Annotated in this window: 16 protein-coding genes; 8 read left to right on the forward strand and 8 right to left on the reverse strand. The window is 70.9% G+C overall.

Features of this window, described 5'->3' with window-relative positions; genetic code table 11:
* Positions 1 to 534: 534 nt before the first annotated feature.
* Together ACWDZ7_RS16045 and ptsP are read left to right on the forward strand one after the other, a co-directional pair.
* The gene (locus tag ACWDZ7_RS16045) at positions 535 to 984 is read left to right on the forward strand and encodes a PTS sugar transporter subunit IIA (protein ID WP_451518619.1); all 450 of its coding nucleotides are present in this window, start codon (positions 535 to 537) and stop codon (positions 982 to 984) included.
* A 77-nt stretch (positions 985 to 1,061) separates the two neighbouring features.
* Positions 1,062 to 2,732, forward strand: a complete 1,671-nt coding sequence (ptsP, locus tag ACWDZ7_RS16050; RefSeq protein ID WP_451797468.1) for a phosphoenolpyruvate--protein phosphotransferase — start codon at positions 1,062 to 1,064, stop codon at positions 2,730 to 2,732.
* A gap of 60 nt (positions 2,733 to 2,792) precedes the next feature.
* Here ptsP and ACWDZ7_RS16055 read toward each other — a convergent pair whose 3' ends face one another.
* Together ACWDZ7_RS16055 and ACWDZ7_RS16060 are read right to left on the reverse strand one after the other, a co-directional pair.
* Positions 2,793 to 3,686, reverse strand: a complete 894-nt coding sequence (locus ACWDZ7_RS16055; RefSeq protein ID WP_451797470.1) for a hypothetical protein — start codon at positions 3,684 to 3,686, stop codon at positions 2,793 to 2,795.
* 85 nt (positions 3,687 to 3,771) lie between these two features.
* Positions 3,772 to 5,757, reverse strand: a complete 1,986-nt coding sequence (locus ACWDZ7_RS16060) for an acetoacetate--CoA ligase (protein WP_451797471.1) — start codon at positions 5,755 to 5,757, stop codon at positions 3,772 to 3,774.
* Positions 5,758 to 5,972: 215 nt separating this feature from the next.
* Between ACWDZ7_RS16060 and ACWDZ7_RS16065 the strand changes: the two genes are divergently transcribed.
* Positions 5,973 to 8,336 carry a glycoside hydrolase family 31 protein gene (locus ACWDZ7_RS16065; protein ID WP_451797472.1) on the forward strand — a complete coding sequence of 788 codons (2,364 nt, stop codon included), beginning with the start codon at positions 5,973 to 5,975 and terminating at the stop codon, positions 8,334 to 8,336.
* Between the two features lie 114 nt (positions 8,337 to 8,450).
* Here the strand turns inward: ACWDZ7_RS16065 and ACWDZ7_RS16070 are convergent, their stop codons facing one another.
* Positions 8,451 to 8,984 (reverse strand): NUDIX domain-containing protein, encoded by a 534-nt coding sequence (locus ACWDZ7_RS16070; protein ID WP_451797474.1) that lies wholly within the window; start codon positions 8,982 to 8,984, stop codon positions 8,451 to 8,453.
* Positions 8,985 to 9,056: 72 nt separating this feature from the next.
* Here ACWDZ7_RS16070 and ACWDZ7_RS16075 point away from each other — a divergent pair, with 72 nt between their 5' ends.
* From ACWDZ7_RS16075 to glpK, 5 genes are all read left to right on the forward strand, one after another.
* The gene (locus ACWDZ7_RS16075; RefSeq protein ID WP_451797476.1) at positions 9,057 to 9,863 is read left to right on the forward strand and encodes a M15 family metallopeptidase; all 807 of its coding nucleotides are present in this window, start codon (positions 9,057 to 9,059) and stop codon (positions 9,861 to 9,863) included.
* A 236-nt stretch (positions 9,864 to 10,099) separates the two neighbouring features.
* Positions 10,100 to 10,546, forward strand: a complete 447-nt coding sequence (locus tag ACWDZ7_RS16080) for a Zn-ribbon domain-containing OB-fold protein (RefSeq protein WP_451797478.1) — start codon at positions 10,100 to 10,102, stop codon at positions 10,544 to 10,546.
* Positions 10,543 to 11,733 (forward strand): lipid-transfer protein, encoded by a 1,191-nt coding sequence (locus ACWDZ7_RS16085; protein ID WP_451797784.1) that lies wholly within the window; start codon positions 10,543 to 10,545, stop codon positions 11,731 to 11,733. Before ACWDZ7_RS16080 ends, ACWDZ7_RS16085 begins: the two co-directional genes overlap by 4 nt.
* Before the next feature lie 364 nt (positions 11,734 to 12,097).
* Complete coding sequence (locus tag ACWDZ7_RS16090; RefSeq protein ID WP_451797479.1) at positions 12,098 to 12,853, forward strand: MIP/aquaporin family protein; 756 nt, start codon at positions 12,098 to 12,100, stop codon at positions 12,851 to 12,853.
* Positions 12,854 to 12,875: 22 nt separating this feature from the next.
* Positions 12,876 to 14,396, forward strand: a complete 1,521-nt coding sequence (gene glpK, locus ACWDZ7_RS16095) for a glycerol kinase GlpK (RefSeq protein ID WP_451797480.1) — start codon at positions 12,876 to 12,878, stop codon at positions 14,394 to 14,396.
* 71 nt (positions 14,397 to 14,467) lie between these two features.
* Here the strand turns inward: glpK and ACWDZ7_RS16100 are convergent, their stop codons facing one another.
* The 5 genes from ACWDZ7_RS16100 to ACWDZ7_RS16120 are packed head-to-tail and all read right to left on the reverse strand — an operon-like array spanning position 14,468 to position 22,481.
* Positions 14,468 to 15,073, reverse strand: coding sequence for a GTP-binding protein (locus tag ACWDZ7_RS16100; RefSeq protein ID WP_451797481.1), 606 nt, complete (start codon positions 15,071 to 15,073; stop codon positions 14,468 to 14,470).
* Entirely contained in the window at positions 15,054 to 18,722 is a 3,669-nt protein-coding gene (locus ACWDZ7_RS16105; RefSeq protein WP_451797483.1) for a hydantoinase B/oxoprolinase family protein, read from the reverse strand. Before ACWDZ7_RS16105 ends, ACWDZ7_RS16100 begins: the two co-directional genes overlap by 20 nt.
* A 25-nt stretch (positions 18,723 to 18,747) precedes the next feature.
* On the reverse strand, positions 18,748 to 19,209 hold the full coding sequence (locus ACWDZ7_RS16110) for a DUF742 domain-containing protein (protein WP_451797484.1): 462 nt from the start codon (positions 19,207 to 19,209) through the stop codon (positions 18,748 to 18,750).
* A gap of 9 nt (positions 19,210 to 19,218) precedes the next feature.
* Positions 19,219 to 19,659 (reverse strand): roadblock/LC7 domain-containing protein, encoded by a 441-nt coding sequence (locus tag ACWDZ7_RS16115; RefSeq protein WP_451518606.1) that lies wholly within the window; start codon positions 19,657 to 19,659, stop codon positions 19,219 to 19,221.
* Positions 19,656 to 22,481: a nitrate- and nitrite sensing domain-containing protein gene (locus tag ACWDZ7_RS16120; protein WP_451797486.1), complete on the reverse strand. Its 2,826-nt coding sequence runs from the start codon at positions 22,479 to 22,481 to the stop codon at positions 19,656 to 19,658. The genes ACWDZ7_RS16115 and ACWDZ7_RS16120 overlap by 4 nt, the downstream gene beginning before the upstream one ends.
* Between the last annotated feature and the right edge of the window lie 152 nt (positions 22,482 to 22,633).

Below are 22,633 nucleotides of genomic sequence, written 5' to 3' on the forward strand. Positions count from 1 at the left end.
GGCGTTGACTTTTGGCACGCTGTTGAGTTCTCAAGGAACGGACGCTTCCTTTGTACTCACCCTCTCGGGCTTTCCTCCGGGCGCTTCCCTTCGGTGTTTCTTTTTGTTCTTCGTTCTTGCGTTTCCGACTCTATCAGACTCTTTCGTGTCCGACTTCCTCGGTGCCTTTCCGGTTCCCGCTCCGGCCTTTCGGCTTTCGCGTTTCCCTTTCCGGCGGTTCCGACTTTATCAGGTCTCATTCGACTCTCTGACCACGGCCACCGCAGACATGCGGAACCAGACTCAGGGATAAGATCTGACGTGAAGGATGTCGCCGAGCCAAGACGCTTGGTTGCGTCCCACGGCCTCAGGCAGAGTTCGACTCTACATCGACTCCGGGGCAGGCGCAAATCGTTTGTGCTGCGCCCCTACGTCCGTGAACCGGGATCTCTCGTGCGGAACCGGGACTTCTTATGACTTACCCTTCTGAGCAGCGCGTCGTCCAGGACAGGTAGCGACGGCGGCTACGAATCTCCACCCCCTGGGAGGCTTGCCATGACCAGCGTTTCGTCCCCGCTTGCCGGACGCGCCATTGGGCTCTCTGCAGTACCGGATCCCGTCTTCTCGGGTGCCATGGTGGGCCCCGGCACGGCCATTGATCCCGTGCGCGAGGCCTCCGAGGCCGTCTCTCCCGTGGACGGCATCATCGTCTCTCTCCATCCCCACGCCTTCGTGGTGGTCGACGCTGAGGGTCACGGCGTTCTGACGCACCTCGGCATCGACACCGTTCAGCTCAACGGCGAGGGCTTCGAGCTCCTCGTCAACAAGGGCGACACCGTGCAGCGCGGCCAGTCCGTGGTGCGCTGGAACCCGGCCGCCGTCGAGGCCGCCGGCAAGTCCCCCGTGTGCCCGGTCGTGGCGCTCGAGGCCACGGCCGAGTCCCTCTCCGAGCTGGTCGAGGACGGCGATGTGAAGGCCGGCGACGCGCTCTTCGGCTGGAAGTGACGTCATCGCCATCGCTGACGGCAGGTAGGACAACCAACGCGGCGGCTGGGGCCGCCGCACTATCGGAGACGGGTGAGATGGAGACAACGCTGCGAGGCGTCGGTGTGAGCCACGGTGTGGCGATCGGCGAGGTTCGGCACATGGGGACGGCGGTTCTCGAGCCGCCGGCCAAGCAGATTCCCGCGGAGGAGGCGGAGCGCGAACAGGGGCGCGCTCGGCAGGCCGTGGAAGCTGTGGCGGCCGATCTGAACGCCCGGGGCCATCTGGCCGGTGGCGAGGCGCAGGCGGTGCTCGAGGCGCAGGCCATGATCGCCCAGGACCCGGAGCTCATGTCCGACGTCGACCGGCGCATCACCGTCGGCAGCACGGCCGAGCGTGCCGTCTACGACGCGTTCTCCCACTACCGCGAACTGCTGGCCGGTGCCGGCGAGTACATGGCCGGTCGTGTGGCGGACCTCGACGACGTGCGGAATCGCATCGTCGCGCGTCTGCTGGGCGTGCCGATGCCGGGCGTTCCGGACAGCGACGAGCCGTACGTACTGATCGCGCGGGACCTGGCGCCCGCGGACACCGCTCTGCTCGACCCGGCTCTGGTGCTCGGCTTCGTCACGGAAGAGGGCGGGCCCACCAGCCACAGCGCGATCCTCGCGCGTGCGCTCGGAGTGCCGGCCATCGTCGCGCTGCCGGGTGCCGGGGAGCTGGTCGAGGGCACGGTCGTCGCCGTCGACGGCAGCACCGGTGAGATTTTCGTGGACCCGAGCATGGAGAAGCGGGAGCAGCTTCAGGCCGCCGCTGCCGAGCGCAAGGCGACGCTGGCCGCGTCGACCGGCCCGGGTGCGACGTCCGACGGGCACAAGGTTCCGCTCCTTGCCAACGTCGGTGGTCCCGCCGATGTGCCTGCCGCCGTCGAGGCGGGGGCCGAGGGTGTCGGTCTCTTCCGTACCGAGTTCCTCTTCCTGGACGACAGCACCAAGGCGCCGTCCGAGGAGAAGCAGGTCGAGGCGTACCGCAAGGTGCTGGAGGCCTTCCCCGAGGGCCGTGTCGTCGTGCGTGTGCTGGATGCCGGGGCCGACAAGCCGCTGGACTTCCTGACGCCGACCGACGAGCCGAACCCGGCGCTGGGCGTGCGGGGTCTGCGGGCGCTGCTCGACCACCCGGAGGTGCTGCGGACGCAGCTCACCGCGCTGGCCAAGGCCGCCGAGGGGCTGCCGGTGTACCTCGAGGTCATGGCTCCCATGGTCGCGGACCGCACCGATGCCAAGGCCTTCGCCGACGCCTGCCGTGAGGCCGGGCTGCGGGCGAAGTTCGGCGCGATGGTCGAGATCCCGTCGGCGGCGCTGCGGGCGCGCTCGATCCTTCAGGAGGTCGAGTTCCTTTCGCTGGGCACCAACGACCTCGCGCAGTACGCCTTTGCGGCCGACCGGCAGGTGGGTGCTGTGTCCCGGCTGCAGGACCCGTGGCAGCCCGCGCTGCTCGACCTGGTCGCGCTGTCCGCGGAGGCGGCGAGGGCCGAGGGCAAGAGCTGTGGCGTGTGCGGTGAGGCCGCGTCCGACCCGCTGCTCGCCTGTGTGCTGACCGGTCTGGGTGTCACCTCTCTGTCGATGGGTGCGGCGTCGATTCCTTACGTGCGGGCGACGCTCGGCAAGCACACGCTGGCTCAGTGCGAGCGTGCCGCGTCGGCGGCCCGTGCCGCCGACACCGCCGAGGAGGCCCGCAAGGCCGCGCAGGCGGTGCTGTCCGGCGAGTAGCCGTACCGGCTCGTTGTTCCGAGGGGCGTCCCACCGTTTCGGTGGGACGCCCCTCGGCGTTCAGTGCGTGTGTCCCCTGTCCGGCTCGTCACCTTCGAGGTCGGGTGCCGCGCAGTAGTCGACGCCGGACTCGGGGGCGACGAGTTCGCCGGTGAGGGCGTCGGTGCAGTACGCGTCGAAGACCTCGGCCGAGGTGAGGGGCTGGAGTCGTCCGCCGTTCATGCGCCAGCCCTGGACGCGGTCGCGTGTGCCGTCGGCGGTGGAGCGGAGCACCATGCCGGCCGCGCGGTGGGTGGCGATGCCGACCGCGAGGACCGTGGCGAACTCCAGGGCCTCCGTCTCGTCGAGTCGGGCGCTGCCGTCGGCGTCGATTTCTACGTGCAGCGCGGCGAGGAGGGTCTCCGGTTCGGAGGGCACGCTGCACACCAGGTGCCGGATGCCGGGGCCCGAGGTGTCGAGGGCTCGGGTGATCAGTTCCGAGGCGCGGGCGAACGCGGCTCGTCCGATGTCCTCGCCACAGGTGGCGCAGGTGCCGCTGCGGGCGAGCACCATCGTCGCGTACTCCCAGGTGGCCCGGCGGACCGCCTCGTCGACGAGGTCGGGGAGGAGGTCGGCGATGGGCTGGCCCTCGTAGGGAACGGTGGGGCCGCCCGATGCCAGTTCGGCGGTGAAGCGGGTGCGGCTGCCGGGGGTGTCGGGGTCCAGGCCGGTGTCCGCGCAGTACTCCTCGTACTCCTCGGGGTCGAAGAGGGTGACGGTGGTGTGCCTGCCCTGGGAGGCGAGGGTTTTCAGCAGGGCTTCGACCTGCTGGAGGTAGGTCTCGTGGTCGTCGAAGGTGAAGGTGCGGTAGCGACGCATCGCCGCGAAGTCCTCCTCATCGGCCAGCAGGCCGATGGTTCCGGCGACTTCGCGGCGCAGAGCGCGTCGCATGGTGTCGGTTCGGGTGTGCGCCATGATTTCCCCCTGCGCTCAGTCGGTCAGTGCTCACTCAGAGTAACCAGAGGCACTGACAACGGGTGCTGAGCTGCGAGGACGGCTGTTACGTGCGCTTGCGGGCGAGGTTCTCGTAGAAGTGGAGGAGGTCGAGGTTGTCGACCGATCCGGGGTTGACCGCCTTGTTCAGCGGGGTGCCTTGGAGGAGGCGTTTGACGGGGACCTCGATGCGCTTGCCGGTGAGGGTGTGCGGGATGCCGGGGACTTCGACGACCTCGTCGGGGACGTGGCGCGGCGAAAGCTGTTCGCGGATGGTCCGCTTGATGCGGTCGCGCAGGGCGTCGTCGAGGGCCGCGCCGGGGGTGAGGTGGACGAAGAGCGGCATCCAGTAGCCGCCGTCGGGCTGTTCGACGCCGATGACGAGGGATTCTCGGATCTCGGGGAGGCGTTCGACGGCTTCGTAGATGTCGGCGGAGCCCATGCGGACGCCTTGGCGGTTGAGCGTGGAGTCGGAACGGCCATGGATGATCACGGAGCCGCGTGAGGTGAGGGTGGTCCAGTCGCCGTGGCGCCACACGCCGGGGTAGGTGTCGAAGTAGCTGTCGTGGTAGCGGGTGCCGTCCGGGTCGTTCCAGAAGTGGATGGGCATGGAGGGCATGGGGTTGGTGACGACCAGCTCGCCGACCTCGTCGGTCAGTGGTTTGCCCTGGGGGTCCCAGGACTGGAGGTCGGTGCCCAGGCAGGGTGCCTGGAGTTCGCCGATGTGGACGGGGAGGGTGGGGACGGCTCCCGCGAAGCAGGAGCAGACGTCCGTGCCGCCGCTGACCGATGCCGTCCACAGGCCGCCGGGGGTGTCCGCGAACTCGTCGTGCAGCCAGCGGAAGCCGTCGGGGGGCAGGGGGGAGCCGGTCGTCGCGACGCACTTGACGCGGGAGAGGTCGAAGTCGCGGGCCGGGTGGACGTCCGCCTTGCGGCAGGCCATGACGTACGCGGCGGAGGTGCCGTAGAGGGTGGCTCCGGTGCGTTCGGCGATGCGCCACTGGGCGCCGGTGTCGGGGTGGCCGGGGCTGCCGTCGTACAGGACGATCGTGGTGCCCGTCAGGAGGCCGGAGACGAGGAAGTTCCACATCATCCAGCCGGTCGAGGTGTACCAGAAGAAGCGGTCGTCGGGGCCGAGGTCGCAGTGCAGGCCGAGCTGCTTGAGGTGTTCGACGAGGATGCCGCCCTGGGACTGGACGATCGCCTTGGGCAGGCCGGTGGTGCCGGAGGAGTACAGGACCCACAGCGGGTGGTCGAAGGGCACCGCTTCGAAGACGGGTGCCACGTCGGCCGATGTGAGGGCCGACCACTCCAGAGCGCCCTCGGGGGCGTCGGTGCCGAGCAGCGGGATGTGGACGACCGCGCGGAGGCTGGGCAGTTCGGAGCGGAGTTCGGCGACGGTGTCGCGGCGGTCGTGTTCCTTGCCGCCGTAGCGGTAGCCGTCGACGGTGAACAGGATGACGGGCTCGACCTGCTGGAAGCGGTCCAGGACGCTGCGGGCGCCGAAGTCGGGGGCGCAGGAGGTCCAGACGGCTCCGACGGCGGCGGTGGCCAGGAGGGCGACGACGGCTTGCGGGATGTTCGGCAGGTAGCCGCTGACGCGGTCTCCGGGGCGTACCCCGAGGGCGCGCAGTTCCGCGGTCAGGGAGCCGACTTGGCGGCGCAGTTCGGCCCAGGTGACGGGTTGCGGGTCGTGGCTCTCGTCGACATGGAGGAGGGCGGGGGTGTCCGCGCGCGCGGGGTCCTCGGCGGCGCGCAGCGCGTGTTCGGCGTAGTTGAGGGTCGAGCCGGGAAACCACTGGGCGCCGGGCATGGAGCGCTCGCCCAGCACGCGCGCGTAGGGGGTCGAGAAGCGGACGTCGAACCAGTCGGTGACGGCCTTCCAGAAGGTCTCGAGGTCGGTCACCGACCAGTGGTGCAGCGCTTCGTAGCCCCCGTCGGCCGGGGCTCCGTAGTGCTCGGCGGCCCAGGCCTGGAACCGGGTGACCTGCGCTGCGGCGATCCTCTCCGGGCTCGGCTGCCAGAGCGGCGCGGGGTTCGCTGAGGACGTCATGGGGCGGCTCCCGGACTGTACGCGTCGTATGCGTGTGGAGTGCGCACGTGCTGGGTGTGCGCGTGAACACGGCTGAAAGGGACGATGCCATGTGATCGACTCCCGCACCAGGGTGTTCCGCACACAGTCAGCGGGTCGCTCATGTGTCGTCGCCCCAGGTGAACGGCAGTTGAACGACACACACGCGCGGCGCTTTCGGTGGCAGGGTGAGCAGTATGAACGGTCGTGACCTGGTGCGTTCGGTGAAGGCGGTCGGGATGGTCGGCACGGCGCAGGGGTTGCGCACAGTGCGCTCCTCGTGGCGCAGATGGCGGGCGGACGCGACGGCGCTGGCTCCTCGGCGTGCCGAGCGTGCGCGCGTGCCCGGTCCTGTGGCGCGGGTGGAGCCGGGGCCCGGTGGTGGTGTGGTGCGGTTCGCCCGGTCCGAGCTGCGGGTGCGGGTGACGGCCGGTGGGGCGGTCTTCTGGGGGTGGGACGGTGCGGAGCCGGAGCCTTCGTACGCGCTGCGGTGCGGAAGCCCGGAGCCGGATCCGCGGGCGGTCCTGGAGCCCGACAAGGAGGGCGGCTGGCGGGTGGTGTCGGAGCGCGTGACGGTGGTGGTGTCGCGTCAGGGCTCCGTCGAACTGCGCACGCCCGGTGGCGTGATGCTGCGGCGTGATCTGCCGCCGCGTTGGTGGGAGTCGGCCGAGGGCGGCGCGGCGCGCTGGGTTCAGCGGTCGGAGGTGCCGGCGGACGCGCGCTTCTTTGGACTCGGTGGGCGGTCCTGCGGGCCCCGGTTGCGGAACGGGACGTACCGGCTGTGGAACACCGATCCGGGCGGTTCCTTCGGGCCCGGGGACGATCCGCTGTACATCACCATGCCGGTGCAGGTGGTGGTGGCCGACGCCGGTACGCATCTGGTCTTCCACGACAACATGTGGGAGGGCGACGTGTCGCTGCGTGAGGGCGAGGAGGGGGCGGGGTCGGGGCACGACCGGGGGGGCTCGTGCGAGGTGCGGATGGACGGTGGGCCGCTGCGGTGCTGGGCGATGGTCGGCACTCCCGCGCGCGTGCTGCACACCTGGGCGTCGCTCACGGGTCCGCCGGCGCTGCCGCCTTCGTGGGCGCTGGGTCACCATCACGCGCGGTGGGGGTTCGGCAGTGAGGAGGAGGTGCGGCGGATCGTCGCGGGCTATCAGGAGCACGGGCTGCCGCTGGACGCCGTTCATCTGGACATCGACCACTACGAAGCGCATCAGGTGTTCACGGTCGACAAGGAGCGCTTCCCGAAGCTGCCGCAGTTCGCGGACGAGCTGCGCAGGGAGGGAGTCCGGCTGGTCTCGATCGTGGATCCGGCGGTGAAGGCCGAGCCGGGCGTCGAACTGTACGACAGCGGGGTGGCGGCCGGCGCTTTTGTGCGGGACGCGGCGGGGCGGCCGGTGCGTGGTGTCGTATGGCCCGGGGAGGCGGTGTATCCGGACTTCACCGACCCACGCGCGCGGGAGTGGTGGGGCCGTCTGTACCAGGAGCGGCTCGACCAGGGGTTCGCGGGGTTCTGGCACGACATGAACGAGCCGGTGTCGTTCGCGGCGTTCGGTGAGGCGACGCTGCCCCGTTCGGCGCGGCACTCCCTGGAGGGACGTGGTGGCGATCACCGGGAGGCCCACAACGTGTACGGCCTGGTGATGGCCCGCGCAGGCTATGAGGGGCTGCGGGCGCTGCTTCCCGAGGAGCGGCCCTTCTTGTTCTCGCGTTCCGGATGGGCGGGGATGCAGCGCTACGGAGGGACGTGGTCCGGCGATGTGTCCACGGGCTGGCCGGGGCTGCGGGCATCACTGTCGCTGGTGGTGGGACTCGGGCTGTGCGGTGTGCCGTACTCGGGGCCCGATGTGGGCGGGTTCGACGGCAGCCCCTCCCCGGAGCTGTATCTGCGGTGGTTCCAACTCGGGGCGTATCTGCCGCTGTTCCGTACGCATGCGGCGATCGGGGCCGGACGGCGTGAGCCCTGGGAGTTCGGTGCGGAGGTGCTCGGGCACGCGCGCGTGGCGCTCGTCGAACGCAGGCGGTTGCTGCCGTACTTCGTGACGCTCGCCCAGCTGGCTCGGCGCACGGGTGCGCCTTATGTGCGGCCCGTGTGGTGGGGCTGTCCCGAGAACAGGGTGCTGCGCGACTGCGAGGACGCGTTTCTGCTCGGGGACGCTCTGCTGGTGGCGCCGGTCCTGGAGAGCGGCGCGCGGGTGCGGGCGGTGCGGCTGCCGCCGGGCCGCTGGTACGACACGGCGACCGGGAAGGCGTACGAAGGGCCTGGGCAGGTGCTGGTGGACGCGCCTTTGTCGCGGATCCCGGTGTTCGCGCGCGCGGGCGCGGTGGTGCCGGTGAGGGGGCGCGACGGTGGCCTTGAGCTGGAGGCGTGGGCGCCGGCCGAGGGGCGTACGGGCGGGGGTGTCGTGATCTCCGACGCCGGTGACGGATGGGAGGAGGCGGAGGTCGAGAGGTTCACGACGCGGTGGAGCGGGGGGCGTGTGGTCGTGGAGAGGGCCGGTGGCGAAGGTGGGCGCGCGCCGGGGCGGCCTGTGCGGGTACGGGGGGTCGCCGGGTGAGGCGGCTGCCCTTTTCCTCCGCTGCCCTGTCGCGCCGCTGCCCTGTCGCGTCACTTCGCCGCGGCGGATCTCTCCCAGCCAGACGCCCCGGGCCCCGCATCGCGAGTCCGTAGGTCAGATGTACCGGCCCTCGAACCACGCGCGTGCCGCCAGTGTGTGGAGCGGGAAGGCGAGTTCGTCGGGGCGGCGCAGTACGTCCCAGCCCTCGGTCTCGTCCGTCGGCACGGAGGTCGGCAGGTCGGCGGCCGGGCGTTCGGGGAGGAGGCCGAAAAGCAGCAGGTATCCGTCCGGGTCGCTCGCGGCGTCGATCAGGCGGACGTCGCGGCTCTGGGCGCTGATGCCGGTCTCCTCCTTCAGCTCGCGCACGGCCGCGTGCCGCCAGTCCTCCCTGTCGTCGACGAAACCGCCGGGCAGGGCAATGCCTCCGCGCGCGGGAGCGATGGTGCGGGTCACGACGATCAGGCCGGTGCCCTGTGTGTCGTACACGGGCTGGAGGGCCACCACCACGGGGAGCGGGTTGCGGTAGGCCACGGCTTCGCAGGCGGCGCAGGTGCGGGGCCAGCCGGAGGGCGGGTCTTCGTAGGACGCCCCGCAGCTCGAACAGTGGGAGCCGGGTGCGGAGTTGGCGTGGTGCGGGGATGCGGACACGCCGCGGACTGTATCCGATCACCGCGGCGCCGGTCTTCCCTGGTGGGCGGTGATGCTGATAGACGCAGGGGCATGACAGCATTTGCCCCCGTTCCGCGGAATGTCGCCGTCACCGCCGCCGCCCTGCTGGCCGTGGTGACGGTTCCCTCCCCCGCGCAAGCGAAGCCGGAGCCGAAGGCTCCGGAGGCGTTCGTGGCACTGCGTGACGTCGACCCGACGATCATCCAGGAGATGCGGTACGTGACGCCGCACAACTTCGTGGGTGAGCCCATCGATGGCTACAAGAAGCCGATGTGCATCCTCACCGAGCCCGCGGCGAAGGCGCTGCACAAGGCGCAGCGCTCGCTTCTGCGCAAGGGCTACTCCCTGAAGGTGTACGACTGCTACCGGCCGCAGCGGGCCGTGGACCACTTCGTGCGGTGGGCCGAGGACCTGGGCGATGAGCGCATGAAGGCGGAGTTCTATCCCCATGTCGACAAGTCGCGGCTGTTCGCGGACGGTTACATCGCGGAGAAGTCCGGGCACAGCCGGGGCTCGACGGTGGATCTGACCGTCGTGAGGCTTCCGGCGGTGCCGACCCGGCCGTACGTCCCGGGGGAGCCGCTCACGCCGTGCTTCGGGCCTCGGAGCGAGCGTTTCCCGGACAACTCCGTCGACATGGGGACGGGGTTCGACTGCTTCGACACGCTGTCGCACACGGATGATCCCCGCGTCTCGGGCAAGCAGCGGGCCCATCGCGAGCTTCTGAGGGGTGCGCTGGCCAAGACGGGCTTCGTCAATCTCCCTGAGGAGTGGTGGCACTTCACCTACAAGCCCGAGCTCTTTCCCGACACCTACTTCGACTTCCCGGTGTCGCGCAGATCGCTGACGGGGCACTGAAAGGCAGCGCGTCACGTACAGGAGGGCGACCGGAACCACCCCCGTCGGCCCCGGTCGCCCTCTCCGATACTCGGACGCGAAAGCGGGCTGTCCGGTTCTCCCCGGTGCCGGCCTCCGCTGTCCTCGGACTCCGTAGTCTCCGGCCTCCGCTCCCTCTGACGAAATCCGGTTGCCTGTGGCACACTTCTGACGGGCCGTCAGTTTCGCCGGATACGCAGCGCCGCCCTGGAGGAGCCTTGTCGCGTACGCGCACACCCGTAGTGGCCGACTGGTTCGCCGGGGAAGGCGAGAGCTTCCGTCTTCTGGGGACGCGCTGCTCGGCGTGCACCTGCGTCTTCTTCCCGCGCGAGGACCGCTTCTGCCGCAACCCCGGATGCGCGGGCGGGGAACTCATCGAGGTGCCGCTGTCACGCCGCGGGCGCGTCTGGTCGTACACCGACGGGCGTTATCGCCCACCCGCGCCCTATGTCTCGGACCCGGAACTTCCCTGGCAGCCCTACACGTTGATCGCTGTGGAGCTGGCGGCGGAGCGCATGGTGGTGCTCGGGCAGGCGGCTCCCGGCGTCTCGGTCACCGACCTGGAGGTCGGCATGGAGGTGGAGGCCGTCCCCGGGGTGCTCAACGAGGACGGCGGGACGACATGGACGACATGGCACTGGCGGCCGCTGGAGGTGAGCGCATGACCGGTGAGGTGGCGGTTCTCGGCGCGGGCATGCATCCCTGGGGCAAGTGGGGGCGCGGCTTCGTCGAGTACGGAGTGGTGGCGGCGCGCGCGGCCCTCGCGGACGCCGGTGTCGACTGGCGGGACGTGGGCTCCATCGTCGGCGCGGACACCGTCCGGGGCGGCTATCCGGGGTATGTCGCCGGGGCCACGTTCGCCAAGGCGCTCGGCTGGCAGGGGGCGCGGGTCGCGAGTGTGTACGCGGCGTGCGCGTCCGGCGCCCAGGCCATCGCCGCCGCGCGTACGCAGATCCTCGCGGGCATGGCCGACGTGGTCCTGGTGGTCGGTGCCGACGCGGCCCCCAAAGGGTTCTTCCGGCCCGCCGGCGGTGACCGGCCCGACGACCCCGACTGGCTGCGGTTCCGGGTCCTCGGAGCGACCAATCCCGCGTACTTCGGGCTCTACGCGCGCCGCCGAATGGCCGTGCACGGCGACACGCTGGAGGACTTCGCCCAGGTCAAGGTGAAGAACGCGGCGGCGGGCGCCCTCAACGCGAACGCCCGCTACCGCAAGGCCGTCACGGCCGAGGAGGTCGCCGCATCGGCCGTCGTCGCCGACCCGCTGCGGCTGCTCGACATCTGCGCCACCTCTGACGGGGCGGCGGCCCTGGTGCTCTCCAGCATGGAGTTCGCACGGCGCCACGGCGCGCCGGGCCCGGTGCGCATCCGCGCGGTGTCCACGGTGACGCCGACGTATCCGACCACGGTGCTTGACCTGCCGGACATCGCCACGGACTCCGCGGCGGCCGTGGACCCCGCCGACAGGACGTTCCGTGCGTCCATCGCGCGAGCGGCGTACGAAGAAGCGGGCATAGGCCCCGACGACGTATCCCTGGCCGAGGTGTACGACCTGTCCACCGCTCTGGAACTGCAGTGGTACGAGGACCTCGGACTCTGCGCCGAGGGTGATGGCGCCAAGCTGCTGCGCGACGGGGCGACGTCCGCGGGCGGGCGCATACCCGTGAACACCAGCGGGGGACTCGCTTCCTTCGGAGAGGCCGTTCCGGCCCAGGCGATCGCTCAAGTATGCGAGATAACGTGGCAGTTGAGAGGGGCGGCCGGGGCACGGCAGGTGGCGGGCGCGCGCGTGGGCATCACAGCCAACCAGGGCCTTTTCGGCCACGGTTCCTCGGTCGTCGCGGTGCGTTGATCCACTCCGGGGGGCGCTCCGGAGGAAGGCATCACACCGGTTAACCGTTGCCGTCCGCGACCTTGACGCTCCATCACCACCGGTGAACACTTCCGGGTGTCAGTCGGCGTCGCCGCACCTCGGCTCCACGCGCGCCCAGAGCCTCCGTGCGCGCGAAGGGCCCGCACGAAGGGCCTGGTCAACGGGTCATCCCCCATGGGCGATGCGACTGCCACGGCACGCTCGTCATGGACGCCGGGCGGGGCGCGGGAGACTCCCTGCCTCCGGCTGCGACAGCCGGTCGTATCCAGGCAGTAGTCGTGGGAAACGCACCCTGCACGGAGTACCGGGGCCAACCGCCCCGGGCGAGGGCCTAGGAGCCGCCATGTACTCGAATGGGGACATCTTCGTCGGTGAGGTCATCGGCACCGCGATTCTGATACTGCTCGGCGCCGGCGTGTGCGCCGCCGTCACGCTCAGCCACTCGAAGGCGAAGGCCTCCGGATGGGTCGTCATCGCCTTCGGATGGGGCTTCGGCGTGCTCGCGGGCGCCTACACCGCCGGGCCGCTCTCCGGCGGCCATCTCAATCCGGCCGTCACGCTCGGCATCGCCATCGACACCGGGAAGTGGGACAAGGCCTGGATCTATGTGCTCGGGCAGATGGTCGGCGCGATGCTCGGCGCCGTCCTCGCGTATCTCGTGTATCTCGCGCAGTTCAACGCCAACGTCACACGGGGCGTGAAGGACAAGGTGACCAGCGCGCACGAACCGACGCCGACGCTCGGCATCTTCTCCACCATCCCGGAGATCCGGAACCCGGTCGCGAACGTCATCACCGAGGTCATCGCGACCATCGCGCTGGTACTGCCGATCCTCGCCTTCGGGCTCACCGAGGGGCTCGGCGAGTCCGGCACGCAGACTCTGATCGTGGCGTTCCTCGTCGTCGGCATCGGCCTCTCCCTCGGCGGCCCCACGGGCTACGCCATCAACCCGGCGCGCGACCTCGGTCCGCGCATCGTGCACACCTTCCTGCCGATCCCCAACAAGGGCACGTCCGACTGGAGCTACGCCTGGGTTCCGGTGGCCGGACCGCTGATCGGCGGAGCCCTCGCGGGCCTCATCTACAACGCAGCCTTCTGAGTCTTCTCATCAAGGGGTAGCCATGCCGGACAGCTCCGAGAAATTCGTCGCCGCCATCGACCAGGGCACCACCTCCAGCCGCTGCATCATCTTCGATCAGGACGGCGCGATCGTCGCCGTGGACCAGCGCGAGCACCGCCAGATCTTCCCCAAGCCCGGCTGGGTGGAGCACGACGCCACCGAGATCTGGTCGAAGGTGCAGGCGGTGGTCGCGGGGGCGATCGCCAAGGCCGGACTCCGCGCCGACCAGGTGAGCGCGCTCGGCATCACCAACCAGCGCGAGACGACGGTCCTGTGGGACCGCGCCACGGGCAAGCCCGTGCACAACGCGATCGTGTGGCAGGACACCCGCACCTCGGGGCTCTGCGACGAACTGGGCGGCGCTGACGGCCAGGACCGCTTCCGCGAGCAGACGGGACTGCCCCTCGCGAGCTACTTCTCCGGGCCCAAGGCGGCCTGGCTGCTCGACAACGTGCCGGGGCTGAGGGCGCGCGCCGAGCGGGGCGAGATCGCCTTCGGCACCATCGACTCCTGGCTGATCTGGAACCTCACGGGCGGCATCGACGGCGGCAAGCACGTCACCGACGTCACCAACGCGGGCCGCACCATGCTGATGAACCTCCAGACGCTCCAGTGGGACCAGTCGATCCTGTCGGCGATGAACGTCCCCGAGGCGGTCCTGCCGGAGATCAGGTCGTCGTCCGAGGTCTACGGCACGGCCGTGGGGCAGCTCTCCGGAGTGCCCGTCGCCTCGGCGCTCGGCGACCAGCAGGCGGCCGTCTTCGGGCAGGCCTGCTACGACACGGGTTCGGCGAAGAACACGTACGGCACGGGCAGTTTCCTGCTGCTCAACACCGGCGACAGGCCCGTTCCCTCGAAGAACGGGCTGCTCACGACCATGGGCTACAAGATCGGCTCCGAGGCGCCCGTGTACTGCCTGGAGGGGTCCATCGCGATCACCGGCGCCCTGGTGCAGTGGTTCCGCGACCAGCTCGGCATCATCCGCAGCGCGGACGAGATCGAGACCCTCGCGGCGAGCGTGGACGACAACGGCGGCGCGTACATCGTGCCCGCGTTCTCCGGCCTGTACGCGCCGTACTGGCGCTCGGACGCGCGCGGTGTCGTCACGGGGCTCACCCGGTACGTCACCAAGGCCCACCTCGCGCGCGCGGTCCTGGAGGCCACCAGCTGGCAGACCCGTGAGGTCGTCGACGCCATGTACCAGGACTCGGGGGTGCGGATCACCACCCTCAAGGTGGACGGCGGCATGACCAAGAACAATCTGCTGATGCAGCACCAGGCGGATGTCCTCGGGGTGCCGGTGATCCGCCCCAAGGTCTCCGAGACGACGTGCCTGGGCGCCGCGTACGCGGCCGGGCTCGCGACCGGCGTGTGGAACGACCTCGACGAGCTGAAGGCGCACTGGCAGCAGGACGTCGAGTGGTCGCCGCGGATGGACGCGGCCACGCGCGACAAGGAGTCCCACAACTGGCACAAGGCGGTGGAGCGGAGCTTCGGCTGGCTGGAGGACGGCGAGGGCTGAGCCGAGCAGAGCCGCGGCCCGTACCCCGGTCGGCGGGGGTACGGGCCGCGGGCGGCCACAGCGCCTTCCGCTTACGTGGTCGCGGGCTCCCTCGCCGCCGCGGCCGCCGCCATCGCGTGTTCGACGACGCCGATGAGGACCTTCTTGACGGACTCGCGGTCGCGCGCGTCGCAGAGCACGATGGGCACCGTGTCGTCGAGGTCGAGCGCCTGGCGGACGGCCTCGGCGGGATAACGGGAGACACCGTCGAAGCAGTTGACGCCCACGACGAAGGGTATGGAGCGCCGCTCGAAGTAGTCGACGGCGGCGAAGCAGTCCTCCAGGCGCCGGGCGTCGGCGAGGACGACGGCGCCGAGCGCCCCCGTCGCCAGCTCGTCCCAGAGGAACCAGAAGCGGTCCTGGCCCGGGGTGCCGAAGAGGTACAGGACGAGGTCGTCGCGCAGGGTGATGCGGCCGAAGTCCATGGCCACGGTGGTGGTGTGCTTGCCCGCGACGCCGCGTGTGTCGTCGATGGGCCTGCCGGCCTCGCTGAGGATCTCCTCCGTGCGCAGCGGCCTGATCTCGCTGACCGCGCCGACGAGGGTCGTCTTGCCGACGCCGAAGCCTCCGGCCACCAGGATCTTCAGCGTGACCGGCTCGACGGGAACCTTGCCGCGCTCAGAACGCCTGAAGATCATCGCTCACTTCTCCTGGATCGGTACCTGCATCAGTGGTGTCGCGCGGGGCCGGTCCGTATCCGCCGCCGCCGGGGGTTTCGATCACGAGTACGTCGCCGGGCCCCAGGTCGGCCGAGTCGCTGCCGCCCAGCTCCAGGACGGTGCCGTCCGCGCGCTCCACGCGGCCCGCGCCCAGCGCGCCGGGGGCGCCGCCCGCCATGCCGTACGGCGCGACCCTGCGGTGCTGGGCCAGGGTGGACACCGTCATCGGCTCGCGGAAGCGGATGCGGCGCACTCCCCCGTCACCGCCGCGCCACCTCCCGCCGCCGCCACTGCCCCGCCGCACCGTGAACTCCTCCAGGACGACGGGCAGCCGCCACTCCAGGACTTCGGGGTCGGTGAGACGCGAGTTGGTCATGTGGGTCTGTACGACGGGCGCCCCGTGGAAGCCTTCGCCCGCCCCGGACCCGGAGGCCACCGTCTCGTAGTACTGGTGGCGGGCGTTGCCGAAGGTGACGTTGTTCATCGTGCCCGAGCCCTCGGCCTGCACGCCGAGGGCGGCGTAGAGCGCTCCGGTGATCGCCTGTGAGGTCTCCACGTTCCCCGCGACGACGGCGGCCGGCGACTCGGGGGCGAGCAGGGAGCCGGGCGGGACGATGATGCGCAGGGGGCGCAGACAGCCGTCGTTGAGCGGGATGTCGTCGTCGACGAGAGTACGGAAGACGTACAGGACCGCCGCGTTGACGACCGCGTAGGGCGCGTTGAAGTTCGTGGTGAGCTGAGGGGACGTACCGGTGAAGTCGACGGTCGCGGAGCGTTCCTCGCGGTCCACGGAGACGCGGACGTGGATGGTGGCTCCCGAGTCGGTTTGATAACCGAACTCGCCGTCTTCCAGGACGTCGATGACGCGGCGCACGGATTCTTCGGCGTTGTCCTGGACGTGCTTCATGTACGCCTGGACGACGTCGAGTCCGAAGTTGTCGATCATCCGGGCGACTTCGTCGACGCCCTTGTGGTTGGCGGCGATCTGGGCGCGCAGGTCGGCGAGGTTGGTGTCCGGGTTGCGGGAGGGGTGGGGGGCGTCGGTGAGCAGGCGCCGGGTCTCGGCCTCGCGGAAACGGCCCTCTTCCACAAGAAGCCAGTTGTCGAAGAGGATGCCCTCTTCGTCGATGGTGCGGCTGTTCGCGGGCATGGAGCCGGGGGCGATGCCTCCGATCTCGGCGTGGTGGCCGCGCGAGGCGACGTAGAAGAGGACGCGCTCGCGCGCGGTGCCGTGCTCCCCCGGCCTGTCGAAGACGGGCGTGATGACGGTGACGTCGGGCAGGTGCGTGCCGCCGCGGTACGGGTCGTTGACGGCATAGGCGTCACCCGGCCTCATACTGTCGCCGCGGCGCTGGATGACCTCCTTGACGCTGGTTCCCATCGAGCCCAGGTGGACGGGGATGTGCGGGGCGTTGGCGACGAGGTTGCCGTCGGGGTCGAAGAGCGCGCAGGAGAAGTCGAGCCGCTCCTTGATGTTCACCGACTGGGCCGTGGACTCCAGGCGGGCACCCATCTGTTCGGCGATGGACATGAAGAGGTTGTTGAAGACTTCGAGGAGGACGGGGTCCGCGGTGGTGCTCGCGGTGGAACTCCCGGGCTCGGCGACGCGTTCCATGAGCAGGTGTCCGGTCTCCGCCATGGCCGCCTGCCAGCCGTCGTCCACGACCGTCGTGGCGCTGGCCTCGGTGATGATCGCCGGCCCGGTGACGGTCTCGCCGGGGGGCAGCTCCTCACGGCGGTGCAGGGGTACGTCGTGCCAGGCGCCGCCGGTGTGCAGCCGGACGTGCTGGGGCGCGCGTTGGGGGGCACCCACTGCCCCCTTCCCCGCGAAGGCGGAGAGGTCCGGCGGTTCGGTGACCCCGGTGGCCTCCACGGAGAGGGCCTCCACGACGACGGGGCGGTCCAGGGTGAAGGAGTAGGTAGCGCGGTGGCGGTCTTCGAAGGCGCGGGTCATGCTGTCCGGCTCCGCGAGTTCCACGGTCAGGGCGGTGTCGGTGCCGTCGTAGCGCAGTTGGGCGCGGCGCGTGACGCGGATGCGGTCGGCGGGCACGTCCTCGGCGAGCAGCTCGGCGCGGGCGGCGCTCTCCAGGTCGTCGGCGACCTTGTGGACGTGCGGCATCGACGACGGCTCCAGGGGCGCTTCCACGGACTGCTCGCGCATCGCCGTGGTGTCGGCGAGGCCGATGCCGAGGGCGGAGAGCACACCGGCCATGGGCGGCACGAGGACGGTGCGGATGCCGAGCGAGTCGGCGACCATGCACGCGTGCTGCCCGCCCGCGCCGCCGAACGTGGTGAGGGCGTAGCGCGTGACGTCGTGGCCCTTCTGGACCGAGATGCGCTTGACGGCGCCCGCGATGTTGGCGACCGCGATTCGCAGATAGCCCTCGGCGACCTGCTCGGGCGTGCGGTCGTCGCCCGTCGCCTCGTGGATCTCACGGGCCAGGGCGGCGAAGCGGTCATGTACGAGCGTGTCGTCGAGGGGCTGGTCGCCGTCCGGGCCGAACACCTGGGGGAAGTGGGCGGGTTGGACGCGGCCGAGGGCGATGTTGGCGTCGGTGACGGTGAGCGGGCCGCCGCCCCGGTAGCTCGCGGGGCCGGGGTCGGCGCCCGCCGAGTCGGGCCCCACGCGGTAGCGGCTGCCGTCGAAGTGCAGGACGGAGCCGCCGCCCGCGGCGACGGTGTGGATGTCGAGCATCGGGGCGCGCAGCCGGACCCCGGCGATCCGCGTGGTGAAGACCCGCTCGTACTCGCCGGCGTAGTGCGACACGTCCGTCGACGTACCGCCCATGTCGAAGCCGATGACGCGGTCGAAGCCCGCGAGCCGCGACATGCGGGCCATGCCGACGATGCCGCCGGCCGGTCCGGACAGGATCGCGTCCTTGCCGCGGAACTGGCCCGCTTCGGTGAGGCCGCCGTTCGACTGCATGAACATGAGCCGAACGCCATGGAGTTCGTCGGCGACGTGCTGGACGTAGCGGCGCAGGACCGGCGAGAGATACGAGTCGACGACCGCGGTGTCTCCGCGCGGGACGAGTTTCATGAGGGGGCTGACCTCGCTGGACAGTGAGACCTGCGGGAAGCCGGTGCGGGCGGCGAGGTCACCGATGACCCGTTCGTGGGCGGGGTGGAGATGGCTGTGCATGCAGACGACGGCCAGAGAGCGGATTCCGTCGTCGTACGCCTCCTGCAACGGCCCGGTCAGGCCGTCCAGGTCGGGTCTGCGCAGGACCTCGCCGTCGGCGGTGACACGCTCGTCGACCTCGATGACCCGGTCGTAGAGGAGTTCGGGCAGGACGATCTCGCGGGCGAAGATCCGCGGCCGGTTCTGGTAGGCGATGCGCAGGGCGTCGCGGAAGCCGCGGGTGATGACGAGGGCGGTGGGCTCGCCCTTGCGCTCCAGGAGGGCGTTGGTGGCGACGGTGGTGCCCATTCGGACGGCGTCGACGGTCGCGTCGCCGTCGCCGTCCGCGTGGTCGAGCAGCTCCCGGATGCCCGCGACCGCCGCGTCGCGGTAGCGGGCGGGGTTGTCCGACAGGAGTTTGTGCGTGAGCAGGCGGCCGTCGGGCCGACGCGCGACGATATCGGTGAAGGTGCCGCCCCTGTCGACCCAGAACTGCCAGCCAGTCACGTTCTCACTCCCGCTTCCGCGCTGTTCAGAGCGCCCGGAGGCCGCTGATCACGTCGCGCAGAATACTCTCGTCGGGCAGTTCGGCAGGGGGAACGGGCCGGGTGACGTGCACCAGTTCGTCGTCGACCAGGTCTCCGATGAGGACGCGGATCACGCCGATGGGCAGGTCGAGTTCGGCCGCCAGTTCGGCGACGGACTGCGGCGTGTCGCGGCAGAGCTCGACGATGTCGACGTGCTCCGGGGACAGCGTCTGGTCCGCCTCCGGGTCGCCGGCGGCCCGGGTCCCGGCCATGACGAGCGCGATCAGGTCGAGGCGGTGCTGGGCGGGGCTCGTGGTGCGGCCGCGTGTCATGGCGTACGGACGCACCACAGGGCCGGCGTCGTCGTCGAACCAGCGGGGCGTCTCCGGTGGGCCCGGCGCGCCGGTTCTTCCGGGTATTCCCCGCCGTGCCTTCGTCCTCTGCGTCCCTCGGCCGTCGTCGCTCATGCCCTCCCACTACCCTCCCGCGGGCAGGTCCGTGCGCGGCGCCGTACCAAGATGCACACCCACCCTCTTGACCAGCAGCGTCATTTCGTACGCCACCAGGCCGACGTCGGAGTCCGCCTCCGCGAGGACGGCGAGGCAGCTGCCGTCGCCCGCGGCCGTGACGAAGAGGAACGCGTCGTCGAGCTCGACCACGGTCTGGCGGACCCTGCCCGCCTCGAAGTGGCGGCCCACGCCCTTGGCCAGGCTGTGGAACCCGGAGGCGACGGCGGCGAGGTGCTCGCTGTCCTCCCTGGTCAGGTTCTTGGACATGCCGGTGGGCAGGCCGTCGCCGGAGAGCACGAGCGCCTTGCGGATGCTGGAGACGCGCTGCACCAGGTCGTCGAGGAGCCAGTTCAGCTCACCCGGCCCCCCGGTCGTGGTGGTGCGCGCGTCGGCCTTCGGTGCGGTCATCGACCGTTCCCCTCAGATGTCGTTCCTGGTGCTGTGCCGTCCGTGGTGTCGTCGCCGGCGGCGTTCTCGTCGCGGCCGCGCTGCCAGCCCCGCTGGAGCGAGGCCATGCGGCTGCGTACCTCTTCCGCGTCGCGCTCCTCCGGCCGGGCCTCGGCGCGCTCGGAGCGGCGGTCGGGGCCGTCCTTCAACTGCGGGGCGAGGCTTGCCTGCCGGACACGGCGGGGCAGTCCGCCCAGGGCGGTCGTGGTGGTGCGGTCCTGCGTGCCGCGGCCCGGGGCGGCTCCGCCCTGCGGGCCGGTGCGGCGGCTGCGGCGGGGCAGCTCCGGGGAGGCGTCGGCGGCGGTGACGTCCTGGTGCGGCGGTGACAGGTCGGGCCAGCCGGACCGCTGCCGGGGCAGCGGGGCCTGCGGGATCTCGTCCTCGGCCGCCGGGGCCAGGGGTGTGCCGCTCTCCTGCGGTCTGGCGTGCGTCACGGGGCGGCCGTGCGAGCTGACCAGCTTCGGAGTCCTGCGGCGCGGCAGCGGCACGGGGTCGCCGGAGTGGGAGTCCCCGGGGAGGTCGTCGTCGGCGCCGACCTGCGGGACGTCGCGGCGGCTGGGCTCGGCGCGGCCCGCCTCCCGGACGTCGCGGGCCTGTTGGTGCTGCTCGCCGGGTGTGCCGACGCCCCGGCGGCGCGGGCGGAAGAGGCCGCCGCGCTCGCTGTCGTCGTCGCCGAGCGCGCCCGGGAAGGGGGCGAGGTCCGCCAGGCCGACGGGTGCCTCCAGCTCGACGGGGCCGTCGAGCACGGAGGCGGGCAGGCCGGGCAGCTGCACGGGCACCTGGGCCAGGGCCGCCGTGCGGTCCGCCGCCTTGTCGGTGCGCGCCGCCCGTTCCTTGGCCTGGGGCCGGTCGAGGCGGAAGCCGACGCCACCGGTGTCGGGGACGTCGTCGGTGAGCAGGGCCTCGGGGATGAAGACGACGGCGGTCGTACCGCCGTACGGGGAGGGTTGCAGGGAGACGCGGACCCGCTGGCGCTGCGCGAGCCTGCTGACGACGAAGAGGCCGAGCCGGTCGGTGTCGGACAGCTCGAACTCGGGGGTCTCCGCGAGGCGGAGGTTGGCGTCGAGGAGCGCGTCGGCGGCCATGCCGAGCCCCCGGTCGTGGATCTCCAGGGTGAAGCCGTTGGCGACGTGCTCGCCCAGGACCTGCACGGCGGTGTGCGGGGGCGAGAACACCGTGGCGTTCTCCAGGAGTTCCGCCATCAGGTGCGTGAGATCGGCGACGGCGGGGCCGGTGACCGCGATGCGGGGCAGGCGGCGCACCTCGATGCGTTCGTAGTCCTCGACCTCGGCGACGGCGGCGCGCACGACGTCCATGAGCTGGACGGGCTTGCGCCACTGGCGTGACGGCGCGGCCCCGGAGAGGATCACGAGGCCCTCGGCGTGGCGCCGCATGCGGGTGGTGAGGTGGTCGAGGCGGAAGAGGTCGGCCAGCTCGTCGGTGTCCTCGGTCCTGCGCTCCATGGCGTCCAGGAGCGTGAGCTGCTTGTGCAGCAGGACCTGGCTGCGGCGGGCGAGGTTGACGAAGACCTCGGATACGCCGCGGCGCAGGTCGGCCTGTTTGACGGTGGCCTCGACGGCGGCGCGCTGCAAGGTGTTGAGGGCCTGGCCGACCTGCCCGATCTCGTCCTTGTCGTACGTCAGTCTGGGCGCCTCGGTCTCCACGTCGATCTGTTCGCCGGCAGCCAGTCGGCGTAGCACGCCCGGCAGCCGGACACCGGAGGCCTCGTGGGCCTCCAGTCGCAGACGGCGCAGGTCACGGATGAGGCCGCGTCCGATGCGTACGGACATGAAGAGGGAGACCAGCAGTGCGACCAGGCCGAGGACGCCGGCCAGGATGACGCGCACGATCACGCCGACGGCGGCGGGTTCGACGCGCTCCCTGAAGCGGTCGCCCGCTTCGACGTCGCGCTCGCCGAGCTGCTTGAGGACGCGGCCCGCGGTCTTGTCCCAGTGCGCGGACGTCACCACGCGCGGGGTGCCGGGCGCGGACTCGATGACGTCCTCCTCGGCCTTGCGCAGCTGCGTGGTCTCGGCGCCGTTCCAATAGCGCTCGTAGCGGCCGCGGTCGTCCTCGGGAAGCGGCGCGAGGTTCACCTCGTACAGGAGGTTGCGCTGCGCCCTGAGCTCGGCGACCTGTCGGATCTCGGCCCTGGTGATGCGCCGGGCGACGAGCGCCGAACCGAGCAACGCGTCCTGTCGGGAGAGCAGTTCACGCGCGCGTGTGACGCCGACCAGCGCGCGGCCCTGCTGGTCGAGGCTCACTTCGTCGAGGTCGGCGAAGCCGTTGAGGGTCGTGAGCAGACCGAAGCAGGGGTCGATCAGCTTGGAGTACATCTTCAGGGCGCCGGCCCGGGTGATCGTGCCCTCTTCGACGGTGCGGCGCAGGGACTCGATGCCGTCGAAGGCTTCGAGGAGCGAGGTGAGACGCTTGCGCGAGTTGCCGTCGACACTGTCGCGGACGCCCGAGTCCTCGCCGTTCGTACGGACCTTGGCGATCATGTCGTCGGTCGCGTCGCGGCTGCGGCGCAGGGCCGCGAGGGCGTCGGACGCGCGCGGGTCGGCGAGGTAGACAAGGGTCTGGCGGCGTTCCTGCTGGACCACACGGACCGTGTCCTCGATCGGGTAACCGATCTTCTCGACAACGTTGGCCGTGTCGAGCAGCCTGCTCGCCTCGCGGCCGGTGATGACGGTGGCGAAACCCCAGATGGCTGTCAGGGAAACCAGCGGCACGAGCAGCAGTGCCACGATCTTCCGGCGGATGGACTTCCCGCGAAAGCGCATGGCCTCCCCCAGATCGGCCCCCTGCGGCCGTTGCACGGGCCAGGGGCACACATGTGCGTCAACAAACGGCGCGAGCCTACTACTGACCCACGAGCAACTCGAAGACGCATCCGAACGCTTTTCGGCCGTGACGTGAAAGAGACGTCCTCAGT

Source organism: Streptomyces sp. NPDC003032 (assembly GCF_053591415.1).

Excerpts from the sequence above, each read along its gene's own strand:
- ACWDZ7_RS16110 (WP_451797484.1), bottom strand. The coding sequence starts at position 19,209 with ATGAGCGACGACGGCCGAGGGACGCAGAGGACGAAGGCACGGCGGGGA.
- ACWDZ7_RS16120 (WP_451797486.1), bottom strand. The coding sequence starts at position 22,481 with ATGCGCTTTCGCGGGAAGTCCATCCGCCGGAAGATCGTGGCACTGCTG.
- glpK (WP_451797480.1), top strand. The coding sequence starts at position 12,876 with ATGCCGGACAGCTCCGAGAAATTCGTCGCCGCCATCGACCAGGGCACC.
- ACWDZ7_RS16100 (WP_451797481.1), bottom strand. The coding sequence starts at position 15,073 with ATGATCTTCAGGCGTTCTGAGCGCGGCAAGGTTCCCGTCGAGCCGGTC.
- ACWDZ7_RS16085 (WP_451797784.1), top strand. The coding sequence starts at position 10,543 with ATGACCGGTGAGGTGGCGGTTCTCGGCGCGGGCATGCATCCCTGGGGC.
- ACWDZ7_RS16055 (WP_451797470.1), bottom strand. The coding sequence starts at position 3,686 with ATGGCGCACACCCGAACCGACACCATGCGACGCGCTCTGCGCCGCGAA.
- ACWDZ7_RS16065 (WP_451797472.1), top strand. The coding sequence starts at position 5,973 with ATGAACGGTCGTGACCTGGTGCGTTCGGTGAAGGCGGTCGGGATGGTC.
- ACWDZ7_RS16060 (WP_451797471.1), bottom strand. The coding sequence starts at position 5,757 with ATGACGTCCTCAGCGAACCCCGCGCCGCTCTGGCAGCCGAGCCCGGAG.
- ACWDZ7_RS16090 (WP_451797479.1), top strand. The coding sequence starts at position 12,098 with ATGTACTCGAATGGGGACATCTTCGTCGGTGAGGTCATCGGCACCGCG.
- ACWDZ7_RS16075 (WP_451797476.1), top strand. The coding sequence starts at position 9,057 with ATGACAGCATTTGCCCCCGTTCCGCGGAATGTCGCCGTCACCGCCGCC.
- ACWDZ7_RS16115 (WP_451518606.1), bottom strand. The coding sequence starts at position 19,659 with ATGACCGCACCGAAGGCCGACGCGCGCACCACCACGACCGGGGGGCCG.
- ACWDZ7_RS16045 (WP_451518619.1), top strand. The coding sequence starts at position 535 with ATGACCAGCGTTTCGTCCCCGCTTGCCGGACGCGCCATTGGGCTCTCT.
- ptsP (WP_451797468.1), top strand. The coding sequence starts at position 1,062 with ATGGAGACAACGCTGCGAGGCGTCGGTGTGAGCCACGGTGTGGCGATC.